Source organism: Parafrankia sp. FMc2 (assembly GCF_041008525.1).
GTDB lineage: Bacteria > Actinomycetota > Actinomycetes > Frankiales > Frankiaceae > Parafrankia.
Genome location: NZ_JBFLUG010000040.1, coordinates 20776 through 34807, shown reverse-complemented (window position 1 = coordinate 34807; position 14032 = coordinate 20776). Strand labels below are relative to the sequence as shown.

The 14032-nt window shown below is 72.5% G+C and carries 12 protein-coding genes; 5 read left to right on the top strand and 7 right to left on the bottom strand.

What is annotated here, in order from left to right; translation table 11 throughout:
* The first annotated feature begins 258 nt into the window (after positions 1 to 258).
* Entirely contained in the window at positions 259 to 825 is a 567-nt protein-coding gene (locus AB1460_RS16110; protein ID WP_368962176.1) for an SRPBCC family protein, read from the top strand.
* 164 nt (positions 826 to 989) lie between these two features.
* Here the strand turns inward: AB1460_RS16110 and AB1460_RS16105 are convergent, their stop codons facing one another.
* Positions 990 to 1826 (bottom strand): SAM-dependent methyltransferase, encoded by an 837-nt coding sequence (locus tag AB1460_RS16105; RefSeq protein WP_368962175.1) that lies wholly within the window; start codon positions 1824 to 1826, stop codon positions 990 to 992.
* A 1164-nt stretch (positions 1827 to 2990) separates the two neighbouring features.
* Between AB1460_RS16105 and AB1460_RS16100 the strand changes: the two genes are divergently transcribed.
* On the top strand, positions 2991 to 3239 hold the full coding sequence (locus AB1460_RS16100; protein WP_368962173.1) for a hypothetical protein: 249 nt from the start codon (positions 2991 to 2993) through the stop codon (positions 3237 to 3239).
* Positions 3240 to 3404: 165 nt separating this feature from the next.
* Complete coding sequence (locus AB1460_RS16095) at positions 3405 to 4274, top strand: hypothetical protein (protein ID WP_368962171.1); 870 nt, start codon at positions 3405 to 3407, stop codon at positions 4272 to 4274.
* Between the two features lie 44 nt (positions 4275 to 4318).
* Here the strand turns inward: AB1460_RS16095 and AB1460_RS16090 are convergent, their stop codons facing one another.
* The 4 genes from AB1460_RS16090 to AB1460_RS16075 all read right to left on the bottom strand — a co-directional run bounded on the left by AB1460_RS16090 (position 4319) and on the right by AB1460_RS16075 (position 8120).
* Positions 4319 to 4717, bottom strand: coding sequence for a DUF3817 domain-containing protein (locus tag AB1460_RS16090; RefSeq protein WP_368962169.1), 399 nt, complete (start codon positions 4715 to 4717; stop codon positions 4319 to 4321).
* Positions 4714 to 5154 (bottom strand): hypothetical protein, encoded by a 441-nt coding sequence (locus AB1460_RS16085; protein WP_368962168.1) that lies wholly within the window; start codon positions 5152 to 5154, stop codon positions 4714 to 4716. Before AB1460_RS16085 ends, AB1460_RS16090 begins: the two co-directional genes overlap by 4 nt.
* Positions 5155 to 5678: 524 nt before the next feature.
* Positions 5679 to 7061: a hypothetical protein gene (locus AB1460_RS16080; RefSeq protein ID WP_368962166.1), complete on the bottom strand. Its 1383-nt coding sequence runs from the start codon at positions 7059 to 7061 to the stop codon at positions 5679 to 5681.
* A 342-nt stretch (positions 7062 to 7403) separates the two neighbouring features.
* Positions 7404 to 8120 carry a SigE family RNA polymerase sigma factor gene (locus tag AB1460_RS16075; RefSeq protein ID WP_368962164.1) on the bottom strand — a complete coding sequence of 239 codons (717 nt, stop codon included), beginning with the start codon at positions 8118 to 8120 and terminating at the stop codon, positions 7404 to 7406.
* Between the two features lie 1005 nt (positions 8121 to 9125).
* Here AB1460_RS16075 and AB1460_RS16070 point away from each other — a divergent pair.
* Entirely contained in the window at positions 9126 to 10118 is a 993-nt protein-coding gene (locus tag AB1460_RS16070) for an NAD(P)H-quinone oxidoreductase (RefSeq protein ID WP_368962163.1), read from the top strand.
* A 79-nt stretch (positions 10119 to 10197) separates the two neighbouring features.
* Positions 10198 to 10758, top strand: coding sequence for a bacterial proteasome activator family protein (locus tag AB1460_RS16065; RefSeq protein WP_368962161.1), 561 nt, complete (start codon positions 10198 to 10200; stop codon positions 10756 to 10758).
* A gap of 101 nt (positions 10759 to 10859) precedes the next feature.
* On the opposite strand, the gene AB1460_RS16060 is transcribed toward AB1460_RS16065, so the two are convergent.
* Both AB1460_RS16060 and AB1460_RS16055 read right to left on the bottom strand, forming a co-directional pair.
* Positions 10860 to 12404 (bottom strand): metallopeptidase TldD-related protein, encoded by a 1545-nt coding sequence (locus tag AB1460_RS16060; RefSeq protein ID WP_368962159.1) that lies wholly within the window; start codon positions 12402 to 12404, stop codon positions 10860 to 10862.
* Positions 12401 to 13972, bottom strand: coding sequence for a TldD/PmbA family protein (locus AB1460_RS16055; RefSeq protein WP_368962157.1), 1572 nt, complete (start codon positions 13970 to 13972; stop codon positions 12401 to 12403). The genes AB1460_RS16060 and AB1460_RS16055 overlap by 4 nt, the downstream gene beginning before the upstream one ends.
* Between the last annotated feature and the right edge of the window lie 60 nt (positions 13973 to 14032).

Here is a 14032-nt window from a genome sequence, read left to right as displayed (position 1 = left end):
TGGGTTCGGCTGTTGTTGTTTCGGCGGGCGGTGCCGGTCGGTTGGCAGTCCCGGGATCGGTTCGATGTGCACGTTGGAACCGTCGCCACACTGTCGGGGTTCCGTGGCCGGCCGGCCACGCGGGCGGCGCTTCGCCTCGGCACGATCCGCTTGGACGATGGTGGCGGATGCTCGAAGTCCGTTGCGGCAGGGTGTGTTTAGTGCCGGGCCATCGGGGATGACGGGTCAGGTCCGACCCCGGAACCGATGGGAGATGCCATGACGAGCACGGTGCAGGAGTCGATCGACGTAGCTGTTCCGATCCGGGCCGCCTACAACCAGTGGACGCAGTTCGAGTCCTTCCCGAACTTCATGGAGGGCGTGGAGTCGGTCCATCAGCTCGACGACACGCACACGCACTGGAAGATCCGGATGGCCGGCACCGAGCGGGAGTTCGACGCCACCATCACCGAGCAGCACCCGGACGAGCGGGTCGCCTGGAAGAGCACCGAGGGCACCCAGCACTCGGGTGCGGTCACCTTCCACCGCCTGGCGGACGACCAGACCCGGGTGACGGTCCAGATGGACTGGGAGCCGGAGGGTCTCGTCGAGAAGGCGGGTTCCGCCGTGGGCGCGGACGAGCGCCGGGTGAAGGGGGACCTGAAGCGGTTCAAGTCCTTCATCGAGCACCGCGGCCAGGAGACCGGAGAGTGGCGGGGTGACGTGTCGCGGCCGGATGCCGGTGGCCCCGCCGGGCTGGGCTCGCCGTCGTCCTCCACGGGTGCGGGGGCCGACGCGTGGCCGAGCGGCACGGATGACCGACGGCCCAGCGGCGGCACCTTCTGACCTCGGGCCCAGCGAGCGGGGCGCCCAAGCGCCCCGGTCCGGGGGTGTGACCGGCCGGATGTGACTGCTGACCTGGTCTCCGGCATGAGCCGGGGCCAGGTCAGCAGCCCGCGTCCGGCCGTCCGCCGTTCCCACGGGGTGTGGGAGCCGCCCGCCGGGGGGCGTCACGGAATTCGGGCGATGCCCCCGTACCAGCTGACCTGGGCGTCTGTGGGCCCATCGGAGGCGACGTCCGCACGCCAGCGGTGGACGATCTGTACCCCCGGCTCGACGAGTTCCAGTCCGTCGAAGAGACCTTCGACCTCGGCCCGGGTCCGCGTCGTGAGCGGGATGCCCCGCTGTCGGTAGATCTCGACGAGCCGCCCGGCCTCCTGCGGGGCGGCGTCCGCCGTGGCGTGGGTGAGGGCGAGATAGCTGCCGGAGGGCATTGCGGCGAGGTAGCGGCGCAGGAGATCGGCGACCTCCGCCGGATCGGGGAAGAAGTGCAGGATCGCGATCAGCGACAGCGCGATCGGGCGGCCCAGGTCCAGCGTGTCCCGCACTTCGGCCGAACCGAGGATCCGCTCAGGTTCGCGCAGGTCGGCGTCCAGGTAGGCGGTGCGGCCCTGGGGATTGCTGGTGAGCAGCGCGCGGGCATGGGCGAGAACGATCGGGTCGTTGTCCGCGTAGACCACGCGTGCGTCGGCGGCGATGCTCTGGGCCACCTCGTGCAGATTGGGTGAGGTGGGGATCCCGGTGCCGATGTCCAGGAACTGGCGCAGGCCCACCTCGCCGACGAGGAACCGGGTGGCGCGGTGGACGAACGCCCGGTTCTGCTGGGCGGCGATCCGCAGGGCCGGAAAGGCCTTGAGCGCCTGCTCGGCGGCTTCCCGGTCGGGTGGGAAGTTGTCCTTGCCGCCAAGGAAGAAGTCGTACATCCGGGCGGAGTGCGGGACGTCCGTCCGCAGGTCAGTCGAACCCACCCGGTCCACCAGCCGGTCCCAGCGGGTCCTCGGCTCCATATCGGTCACGTCCCGGCCTCTCGGTCGTCGTCGGGGACTTCTGGCACCCTGTCGCCTGGGCCCGGCTCGGCGTCCGCGCCTCCCCGGGTCAGGGCCTGCAGGTCAGGCCTGCGGATCTGCTGGCCCTGAGGGCCCGGGGGAGCGCTGCCAGCGCACGGATCAGACGTTCTGTCGGAATTATGGTGCTTCGCCGACTTTGCTGCTGCAGATTGCGAGGGATTGCGCACGCTCCGGCTCGAGTTCGGCCGTCAGAGTGGACTCGGCGCGTGCTGCCGGGGGGCTCGCGGATCCGTGGCGACCGGCCCTGGCCGTCCGGGCGGTCAGGGGGTGGGGCCCAGCTGGCTGCGGCGCCGGCCGTCGGCCCGGGTCCCGGCCGGTGGTCGCCGGGCGCTGTCCTCATGGCATCGGTGGCTCCGCCACCATGGAATCCCGGTCGCCCGTCGTTGGTCGTTGGCTCGGCGCGGGCCCGGAACGCATTTACCTCACACGCGTTCTCGGGTTTTCAGTGGTTCTCCGGCCGCAAACACGAATTGGCGGGCATCGTTCCTTCGTGAATCCCCGCGTTTCGCGGCGGACGCCGGAAGTGCATGGCTGGTAGCCGATACTGCTCGAATGGGTTCGGCTGGCGCTGAGGCCCTGGACCGTCGTCCTGACGGTGAGCGCGGTGAGCGCGTGCTCGGATGCCCGAACCTCAGGCGGCGCAGGCTGTGGGGCGGGGGAGTGGCCTGAGGGAGAGTTGGCGCCGCGCGGCCGGGGCTGGTCCCGTGACCGGCAGGGTTCGCCCGATCAGGCCGGAGCCTGCCGGGAGGTGGCCATCGCGCGCAGGCCGGTGCGCGGCCCCGCGCGGGGCTTTCTGTCTGTGAGAGACCAGGTAGGCGGGTCGCCGGACCACCTGGAAGGGCTATGGAAGGGCTGAACCAGGAAGAACTCTGAAGAGTCGACGCCCGGTTGCGTGACGCTTGTGCCGGTGTACGACAGGATGGCCGGGTGCCTCCCCGCCGCTCTGCCGGTCGGCGCGCGATCCCGACCCCGCTCGCGCCGAATACCGCTCCACGTGCCGTTTCGGTGACGCTGCCGGCCCGGTCGGGTCCGTCCATGCAGCCAGCTCTTCCGCTGCCTGTCGAATCATCGCGTCAGCCTGCGCGGTTCCGGGACCTTCCGGCCGTGGTGAGCTGTGGCGGCTGCGACGGTCGCTGGTCCGAGCTGGACGCGGCTCACTGCCGCGCGTGCCACCAGATCTGGCCGACCGTGGTGGGCTTCGACGACCATCTGGCCGAGTGCCCGGCCGCTCCCGAGATCGCGCCCAGGAAGGCGAAGCGGATTCCCGACCAGCGCCGGCGTACCCAGGACGGCGCGGAGGCGCAGGCCGAGTCGCCGGCCGGAGCCGCGCGCGAAGAGTGGAACGTCGCCTGAGGGAGGGCTCCCGGCCGCTCCTGAGCGGACGCCGCTGATCCGTGCCCGGAGGTCGATGCGCTCATTGAGCGCAACCACTCGGTGATCGGGTGCGCAAGCTGCTACGGTCCGGCGCGGGAACGCGCTCGTGCGTTCCGTGACAGCGGGCTCGGGGCGGGAGGCGGCATGACCGTGTGCGGGCTGCTGCGGCTGGACGGGGCGGATGTCCGCCGCTCCGAGCTGACCGGGATGCTCGCGGCGTCCTCGATCGGGCTGCCCGCGGCGCGCCAGGTGCACCTTGACGGGTCGTTCGGTGTCGTGGCGGCTGCCGACGACGTGACCGAGCCGATGCCTCCCGTGCTGGTGGAGCCGTCCGGGCTGGTCATCGTGATCGCCGACCATGGCACAGGCGGTCGGGTGGTCCCCGTCAGCCGGGCCGGCGACGGCCATGCAGGCACCCGCACGGGTCATCCGCTCCACGTGGGCCGGCTCGACCGACCAGACCGGCCACGCGGGACAGGTCAGTCAGCTGGAGTCGTCCGTGTCAGCGGCCCGGTCGAGGCAGTGGGTTCCGCGCGTCGGTCCGAGGCGAGGCGGCTGGGGGCGGGCTCTGTCACGGCGCTGCGCCCTGTGCAGTCGCGGCGCCCGGTGCCATCGAGCCGCCCGGGCAATGACGGTGCCATCGAGGACGACTGGCAGGCGGACGACGGGGCAGGAGACCGCAACGCGCGGGCCGCAGCCGCGCTTCTGCGGGCCTACCGGGCCGCCGGGCATCGTGCGCTCGGCACGCTGGGCGAGCACCTGCTGGCGATCGTCTGGGAACCGGCCCGGCGGCGGCTGATCGTCAGCCGAGGTGGGCGACGCGCCGACGACCTGGTGATCTGGTCCGATGGCAGATACTTCGCCTTCGGCGTGGAGCAGGCCCAGGTGCTCGCGGCGGGCCCCCTGGGAACCGGCCGCCCACGCCGGCTGGCGGCTGGCGAGACGCTGCCTGTCACTGTTGCCACCAGGCTGCGCCGCCCGCCCGCCGCCGAGTTCAGCGGCCCGCGGAGCTGACCTGCCGCGGGCCCGGACGTCGGCCACGTCGGCCACAGGCGCGTCTAGCTGGCGAGTCTCCCCTGGCCCGCGCCGGGGGCGGTGGGAGCCGCGCCCAGGCCGGCGCGCACGATCGCCGCCACCTTCCGCTCCGCGACGAAGGACAGAAAGGGGATCGTGCCGGCGAGCATGACCAGAATGGTGCGCTTGGGCGGAAAGCCGCAGCGGGTCGCCAGGTCGAACGTCGCCGCCAGGTAGATCATGTAGAGCAGGCCGTGGAACGGGCCGATCGTCGACACCACGGACGGCTCGTCCGCCAGGTACTTGAGTGGCATGCCCACGACCACCAGCGCGATCAGCACGACGCCGACCACGTAGGCGATGATCCGGTAGCGCAGCAGAGAGGCACGGACGGCTGCGGGTGCCGACCTGGAACTCGCGGCGGCGCTGGAGGATGCCGTCACCGGTGGGCCCCCTTGGTGTCGTTACGGCTGTCGTTCCCGGGGTTGTTGCCCGAGGCCGCGGCGTCACGCTCATAGAGCGAGGCGAGATACCGGTTGTAGGCCGCGAGCTCGCGGTCCTCGTCGGTTTCCGGTGCGTCGTCCGGAACGCTGATCATGATGGGGGCCTCCGGCGCGATACGCCCGCCCTGGCCCCACTGGGGCCCGGCGTCGTCGGGATCGCGCGGGCGGAGATCCTCGGAGACCATCCGCCACCACCAGTAGACGACGAACGCCGCGAAGATCGGCCACTCGACCCCGTAGAAGAGGTTCTGCAGGCTGCCGTGTTCGGATTCGCCCTTGGTCCACTGCCAGATGCCCATGCGCATGAAGAGCAGCACGAGGCCGAGCGCGAGGGCATGGCGGGCGAGCCACGACGGGCGGAACAGAATCCTGCGCACGGAGCTGACGGTACCTGGCGGGTTGCGCGAGGGGGTAGGCCGGCGATCCGGACGTGGTGGACGTCCATGTTCCGCGGCGGCGCTGTCCGGACGTCGAAGTGCCGGTAGCGCGTGTTTCCGGGGCTGGCAGAAAGGGGTGGGAGGGCCCGTGAACGGGGAGGGCAGCCCTCCCACCGGCTGTGGAGCCGTCGCCGACGGCACACCGAAGGACACCGTTGCCGGTGGAAGTGTGAGGTGTGCGTCCCGCCACCAGGTGCGGGCGTGAGTCCGACGGGGCTGCGGTGCTTGGTTCGGCCCGCCCGCCCGGCTGGGGGGGGGTTAGCGGGGTCGGGCGGGCCGGAACGACCACCGCAACCTGGCGCGGTGTACGGCGGTGCGTTCATATGTCCAGTCGCCCGGCACCCCGTCCAGGTTGCCGCGAATCCCGAGTTTTTTTGTCGTTGTCTTCCGGGAGTCGAACGATCGTTCGGAGTGGTGTTCCTGATGGGTCTGGGGCGGGGGGTGGCCGGCGTCGCGGCCCGGTCTCAGTAAAGGACGGCTGCGGCGAGGGTGAGCGGTTCGCTGCCGACAATCGTGACGGAGGTCGGGCCGTCTGCCCGGGAGAGCTGCACGGAAACCATGGCATCGGCGGCGCCGTGTCGACTGCTCAGCGCCACCCGGTGGAACGCGGCGTCCCGCCCCTCGCCGACGACCACGGTGACACTGCCGGCCGACGAGCCCAGGTAGATGTCGAGGCGGCGAGGCTCGGACGTCCGGTCAACCTCCAGGCTGACACGTGACGTGATGAGGCGGTCGTTGTCCCCTGAGCCCGAGGTGACGGGGTGACCGCCTGTCCAGGAGAACGGGTTCGAGAAGCCGCCGGCTCCGGAGCCGGCCGTGATGCGGGACGTCCCGATCCGCGCCCGGGGTGCCGCCGCGCGGGTCTGCACTCCGCTCCCGTCGAACAGAACCCAGTCGAGGCAGCCGGCGGTCGGCAGGTTGATCTGGTCGGCGCGCCCGAACGGCCGGGCCGAGGCACTGCTGGGCCCTGGTCCGTGCCGCCCGTCACCGCGGTCCGGGCTGATGGCTGCCGGGCCCTGGCCACCGCGGTCGCCGTATCGCCGGCCGCGTGGGCCATCCTCGGGCTCGTCGCCGGACCCGCGCCCGGCCTGGTCGCGGCCCCAGCCGTGGCCGCCGGGCTCGCCCCTGCCCGAACCTGACCCGTCACCGCGCTCCGGCCCGGTATCCGGCCCGGTGTCTGAGCCCGAGGCGGCGGGCGGTCCGTCCTGGGAGCTCGGCCCGCTGCTGCCGGGTGCTCCGGACGGCCCGGCGCCGGCGCCGGCGCGGGTGCCCGGAGGCGGCGGACCGTCGGTGGTGCTTCCGCCGGCTGTCGGGCCGGGCGGGCTCTGCGACGGGGATGACGAGCCGTCGGCCTGGTCCGGCGCCGGCTCCGCGCCGTCCGGGCGGAGGGAGATGCCCGGCGGCTCCGGGCCACGCACGGGTGCGGGATGCGAGGCCGCGGTCACGGTGCCGAGGTCGGTGCCGCCGCCGCCGAGCATGCCGTTGAGCAGGAGCAGCGTAGCCAGGACAGCGGTGCTGGCACCGACGAGCAGCGGCACGCGCGCGCGCTGGGAGCGGCGGCCGGTGGGGCGCCGTCTCCGTAGGGAGCGTCGGCCACGGGTGACGTCAGCCGGCGCCGTGCCGGCCCGGACAGTAGTCCCTGAACGAATCCCTGAACGGCTCGTGGCGGGCGCAGAACGGGACGCGAGGCCGCCGACCGGCGCGAGAGGAACGCCGGCGGCCAGCAGGCGGGCGCGGATCCGTTCCGTGTCCGGAGTGTGATTCGCCTGTTCCTCGGCCAGCAGTGCCCGCAGCGGGTCGGTGAAGTCGTCGGCGGATGACGGCGGCGCTGCGCGCGGGCCGTGCACGGCGCGCGCGGGTCCGGGGACGGGCCAGTTCTCGGACGGACCGGACTGCCCGTCCGCCTGCGTCGAACCGGGGCCGGCGCCGGAACCAGAACGGGAGTCGGAACCAGAACGGGAGCCGGAACCCGGCGGCGTGCCGCGGTGATCGTCTCCCGCCGCCCCGCGGCCTGGTGAGCGTCTGCTCCAACGGCTCCGGATCATGGCAGGCCCATTATGCGACTTCTGGGAGCTTCGGGCGTCCCTGCGTGGCCGTGCCCGCCCACTCATGCGCCGACCTCCCAGCGCCGATGCCGGCGACCTGGCCGGGAGCGGCGCGGTCGCGGGCAGACCGCTGCCCGAGTGCCCTCAGCTCTCACTGCCACGGAGCCGGCCGTGTGCCTCGCCGTCCCGAAGCCGGTGCAGCGCGGACCGGGTGGCGGCCGCGGGGTCGCCCGCTCCGGCGGGACGCCGTCGCGAACGCGGAGCGACGGTGCGGCGGGTGCCCGGTTTGTGGGCGGGGGGCGCGGCCGGTTCCCGCCGGCGGGTCGGCCCCGCCGGCAGGTCGGGCGGAACCAGGTCCGGACAGGTGCCGAGCAGGCGCTCGAGCTCGACCACCGCCTTGGACGTCTGGCTCTTGACGGTGCCGGTGGAGATGCCCAGGACCCGGGCGGTCTCCGCCTCGGACAGGTCGAAGGCGTAGCGCAGGACCACGCAGGCCCGCTTCCGCACGGGCAGCGCCATCAACGCGGCCCGCAGGTCGACGGCGGCGGTCAGGTCGCCGCCGTCGGTGGCGTGCCCGGAGCTGTCGGCGAGCATGCCGAGCATGGTCATGCCGCGCCGTTCCCGGATCACCCGACGCAGCCTGCTGGTCGCGAGATTCGCGACGATGCGCCGTACGTAGGCGATGGGGCTGTCCGCCGCGCTGACCCTGTCCCATCGGGACCACGCGGCCGTCAACGCGTCGGCGGTCAGGTCGTCAGCGACGTCGTGGTCGCCGGTCAGCAGGTAGGCGAACCGGGCAAGTTCCCGATGGTGGCTGGCGAAGAAGTCCTGGAACTCGGCGGCTCCTCGGTCTTCTGCCATGGGCCGGCCCTGCGCCAGTTGGTCCTCCAACACCGGATCCAGAAACGAGGAGTCCGGATCCAGAAGCGAGGAGTAAGGACTGCCTGTTCCCAGTCGGGCGGGATGGGCATCAATTTTGGTGCCGCTGTCCACGCTCACCCGGCACACTCCCCCGGCTGGTTTCGGTGATCTCGTGTGTCACGGTGGTCCGGCGGCGGAAACGCGCTCCCCGACAGACACGGCCAAGGCCGGGTCGACGGGCGCTGCATCACCGCACACTGGACGGTACTCCGTGTCAGAAGTATCGCGAAAGGGGTACAACGGGACTAAATTGCATCGAGTTGAAGCCGCTGTCTGGTTCCCGGACAATCGGACCCAGTCACGATGCCCCGGGCGCCCAGGGGCTCGGCGCCAGCCGCGCAGCCGCGCTGAGGCACAGTGGGGCGGCCGGCGGGGCGCGTGCGGCGTGGCCCGGGAGCGACGGCCCGGGCAGCCAGGCAACCGCGGCGATGTTCCCCGCCCGGGGATCCGGGGTAGGCGAGCCTTATGCCCCCACTGACTGAAGCAACGTCGCCTGACCCGACGCGGGGACCGGCGTCCGGTCAGGCACGGCCGGCCACCAGGCCGGCGGCCCCCGCGGCATTGGCCGGCGTGGCCCCCGCCGCTCCGGAGCCTGCCCCAGGGGCACCGTCCGAGGCGGTCACCTCCGAGGCAGCCACGTGTGCGGCGGCCAGGTCCGCGGCGGGTGCGTCCCCGCGCCGCTCTGATCCGCCCCCCCTCGACCCGGACGCGCCGATCCCCGATGATCCTGGTCCGCTGCTCCCTGACAGCCCTGATCTGCCCCCGGCGCCGCACGAGCCGTCGCCGTTCACGCCGCCGGTGCCCGAACGCCCTGAGCCGGAGCCCGAACCCGTCTGACCCGGAACCCGAACCCGTCTGACAGGGCCCCCGTCCGGCCTGACGGAGCGTGGCCGGGTGCCCGCGCCCGACGGAGTGCGGGGCCGGGCTCGCCGTACAGTGGCACTCGTGCATGCGGTGACGGTGAGCGCGCCCGGTGGCCCTGACGTCATGAGCTGGGCGGAGGTGCCGGACCTGCCGGCGCCTGGTCCCGGTGAGGTCACACTCGACGTCGTGGCCACTGCTGTGAACCGGGCCGATCTGCTGCAGCGCCAGGGCTTCTATCCGCCACCGCCGGGGGTCAGCGACACCATCGGCCTGGAGTGCTCGGGTCGGGTCCGTGCGGTGGGCAGCGGCGTCACGGAGTACGCCCCGGGCGACGAGGTGTGCGCGCTGCTCGCCGGCGGCGGGTACGCGAGCCAGGTCACCGTGCCGGCCGGGCAGCTGCTCCCCGTGCCCGGGGGAGTGAGCCTCCTGCACGCCGCCGGCCTTCCGGAGGTGGCCTGCACCGTGTACTCCACGGTCTTCGAACGGGCCGCCCTGGCGGACGGTGAGGTCTTCCTGGTCCACGGCGGCGCGTCCGGCATCGGGACGTTCGCGATCCAGGCCGTGCGGGCGCTGCGACCCGCCGCTGTGATCGCGACGACCGCGGGCAGCCCGGAGAAGCTGGCACGCTGCCGGGAGCTGGGTGCCGACATCACGGTCTCCTACCGCGACGAGGACTTCGTCGACCGTGTCCGGAAGGCCACCGACGGACACGGCGCGGACGTCATCCTGGACAACATGGGGGCGTCCTACCTGGAGCGCAATGTCTCGCTGCTCGCCGCGGACGGCCGCCTCGTCGTGATCGGGCTGCAGGGCGGAACCAAGGGCACCCTGAACCTGTCGGCGCTGCTGCCCAAGCGGGCCAGCGTGCACGCGCTTTCCCTGCGGGCCCGCCCGGCGGAGCAGAAGGCGCGGATCGTGTCGGGCGTCCGCGAGACGTTCTGGCCGGCCGTCGCGCAGGGGCGCATCCAGCCGGTGATCGACTGTGTCCTGCCCATCGCGGACGTCGTCGAGGCCCACCGGCTGGTGGAGGGCCTCGGCCACGTGGGCAAGGTCATCCTGGAGGTCGGCGGCTGAGCTGGTGGCCGCCCCGGCGCCGAGCGGTGGCCAGGCCACGCCGGTGGACTCGTGCGATCAGAAGGGCAGGATGGACGGCATGACAGACCAACCGAAACCCCGCATCGTCGTTGTCGGCCCGGACGGCGCGCTGCAGGAGGTTCGCGGCGCGGTCGGTGCACCGATCGCACCCGCCACGGATGCCGGCGCGGACGGCGAGAGCTCGGGAGAGGTCAAGAACCCCTTCGCCGACATGGTGTCCCAGCCCGACAAGGTGATGCGCATCGGCACCATGATCAAGCAGCTGCTGGACGAGGTGCGGGCAGCACCGCTCGACGACGCCAGCCGCAACCGGCTCCGCCAGATCCATCAGAGTTCGATCATCGAGCTCTCGGACGGCCTCGCGCCGGAGCTGCGCGAGGAGCTCGCCCGGCTCTCGCTGCCGTTCGACGAGAACGCCACCCCGTCCGACGGGGAACTGCGGATCGCGCAGGCGCAGCTGGTCGGCTGGCTCGAGGGGCTTTTCCACGGGCTGCAGACCGCGCTGTTCGCGCAGCAGATGGCGGCACGCGCACAGCTCGAGGAGATGCGCCGCCGTGCGCTCCCGAGCGGGCAGCAGCCGGCGAACAGCGGAGAGCCCTTCGGCGGCACCTACCTGTAGGCCGCTAGCCAGGCCGCCTCCGGCCAGGCCCGCCTCCGGCCAGGCGGCCCGGCCCCGGAGCGGGTGTGCGGGCCGGCGGCGACCGGCCCGCGACACCCGGTTCAGCTCGCCGGGCTCACCGAACTCATGTTGAAGTCCGGGATCCGCAGGACGGGCATGCGGGCCAGGGTGAACCAGTCGGCCCACTCGCGGGGCAGCGTCCGTTCGGTGGCACTGATCTGCGCCGCGCGCCCGAGCAGGTCGACCGGGGACTCGTTGAACCGGAAGTTGTTCACCGCGCCGACGACCTCGCCGTGCTCGACCAGGAAGACGCCGTCCCGGGTGAGGCCGGTGAGCAGGAGCACCTCCGGGTCCACCTCGCGGATGTACCACAGGCAGGTCAGGAGCAGACCGCGCTCGGTCGAGGCGATCATGTCCTCGAGGCTGGCGGTACCGCCGCCGTCGAGCAGCAGGTTGTTGACGAACGGGGTCACTGCCGGGCTCCCGCCCGCTCCGCCCGTGCTGCGGCTGGCGCTGCTGCTGCTGGCGGTCGGGCCGGTGGCGCGGGCCGACGCGCGGGTCTGCACCAGTGCGTTGAGACGTCCGTCGAGGATCCAGTCGGTCGGCCCCAGCGGCAGGCCGTTGTCGAAGACGCTCGACGTGGCGGAGGCACCGGCGGCGGTGACGAACGGCGTGGTGGACAGGTCCGCGGCGCCCGGGTCGCTCCACAACCGCAGGCCGGCCGGGCCGATCGACTCGCCCACCCGCGTCCCGCCGCCGGCCCGGCTGAACACGGTGCGTCCCTCGGCCGCGTCCCGGCCGGCGGCCGACCAGTACAGGTTGACCATGAGATCCGCGACGGCGGACGGTGGCAGCAGCGTCTCGTACCGGCCGGCCGGAAGATCCAGGGACCGGTCGCACCAGGTGAGCCGGGCCCGCAGCTGTGCGTCGGTCGCGGCGACGTCCACATCGGTGAAGTCGTGCGTGGACTGGCCGTGCCACACGGAGCCACCGGGAGCGCTGCTCTTGGCATTCCACTCGACCGAGCCGGTGGGCTGGCTGTGCCGCAGGCGCAGCCCGGTCGAGGTACCGAGCCAGGTGGTGGTGATGTCGTGCTCGGCGAAGCCGAACAGGCGACGGTTCTCCGCACGCGCCGACCCGAAGATCTCGGCCAGGTCGCGCGCGAACGCCGTGAACACCGCGGTGCTGGTCCGCTCGGCGGGGTCGGTGAAGGAACCGGACGCCAGAGCCGCGGCAGTCGGGGGGAGCAGGTCGTTGTAGTCCTCGGCGTCGTCCGATTCACGGGCGGCGGCCTCCGAGGCCCGGACCAGCGCCTCCAGCGCCTCCAGCCCCGCCAGGTCACCGGCGTCACCGGCCGCGGTTCCACCGGTGTCACCAGCGACTCGGGCGGTGCCCGGCCCGTCCACGGTGGAGGTGGTGCGTATGCCGAAGGAACGCCCGACGATGCTGATCACCGTCACCGAGCGGTCGCGTGCGGCGCCGTTCGTGGTGAGGGTGTTGTTGGCCCACCGCAGGTTGACCGTGCTCGTCTCGCTGGCGATGACGACCGCCCCGTCCGCGCGGGAGAGCTCCAGCGCCCGCTCGACGATCTCGTGCGAAGCCCGGATCCCGCGAGCCGTCCTCGTCACCGGGAAACCTCCGCTCATCGCCCGCCCTCACGGCGGGTGTTCAGGATGTTGACATTGCGGAACAGGGCAGAGGGGCAGCCGTGGCTGACCGCGGCGACCTGGCCGGGCTGACCCTTGCCGCAGTTGAACGCCCCGCCCAGCACGTAGGTCTGCGGGCCGCCGACAGCCTCCAGCGAGCCCCAGAAGTCGGTGGTGGTCGCCTGGTAGGCCAGGTCGCGGAGCTGGCCGACGAGCTGTCCCTTGCGGATCTCGTAGAAGCGCTGCCCGGTGAACTGGAAGTTGTACCGCTGCATGTCGATCGACCAGCTCCGGTCACCGACGACGTAGATCCCGTGGTCCACCCGACTGATCAGCTCCTCGGTGGACGGGCCGCCGGGCGCGGGCAGCAGCGACACGTTCGCCATCCGCTGGATCGGCACATGGCCGGGGGAGTCCGCGAACGCGCAGCCGTTCGACCGGTCCACACCGAGCACGGCCGCGTTCTGGGCGGCCATCCGCCGGTCGAGCTGGTAGCCGACGAGGACCCCGTTCCGGACGATGTCCCACTGGCCGGTCCGCACCCCCTCGTCGTCGTAGCCGATGGTGGCGAGGCCGTGGGGGGCGGTCCGGTCGCCGGTCACCGTCATGGCCGGGGAGCCGTATCGCAGCGAGCCGAGCTGGTCGAGGGTGGCGAAGGACGTCCCGGCGTACGCGGCCTCGTAGCCGAGCGCGCGGTCGAGCTCGGTGGCGTGCCCAACGGACTCGTGGATCGTCAGCCACAGGTTCGACGGGTCGATGACCAGGTCGTAGCGGCCCGGCTCGACCGAGGACGCCTTCGCCTTCTCGGCCAGCAACGACGGGATCAGGTCGATCTCGGACTCCCAGTCCCAGCAGCCCGCGGCGGGCCCGCCCACCATCCACTCCCAGCCGCGGCCGACCGGCGGAGCGATGGTGCGCATCGTCTCGAAGCCGCCCGCCGGGTCGACCCGCGTCGCCTCGATCTGGCAGAGCACCCGGACCCGCTGCTGGCTGGTGTCCGTGCCGGCGAGATCGGCGTAGTACTTGTTCTCCATGACGGCCTCGAACCGACCGTCCACATGATCGACGTCCTGGGCGGCGTACAGCATCCGGCACAGGCCGCCTACCCGATCGACCTGTTCACGCGGGTCGATCATGAACGGGTCCGCGGCATAGGCGGAGACCCAGGTGGCGCCGGTGTGGACGGGCTCACCGGCCAGTTCCACCGGCTCGGAGTTGAGCGGCGCGGCCACCTTCGCCATGGCCACCGCCTCACGGGCCACCCGGACGGCCTCGTCCGCCGTCAGGTCGACCCCGGCGGCGAAACCCCAGGTCCCGCCGTGCACGACCCGGACGGCAAAGCCGGCGGTGACGCCGTCGGAGCGGCTCTCCAGCCCGGCGTCGCGGAAGGACAGCCCGGACTCCTTCAGCCGCTCGACGCGAATGTCGGCGTGCGTGGCACCGAGGTCGCGCGCGGTCTGTAGCGCGGCGTCCGTGAGCGTCGCGGTGGGAAGCGCGCGGAACTCCTCGTCGATGTCGTGCGGCGGCAGGGGCGGTGCGGCCGGATGACCGGGAACGGAAGTCGCCATGCCCCCATCCTCGCCTGCCCGCCGATCAACCGCTCCGCGGCGTGCATCCGCACACGGCGG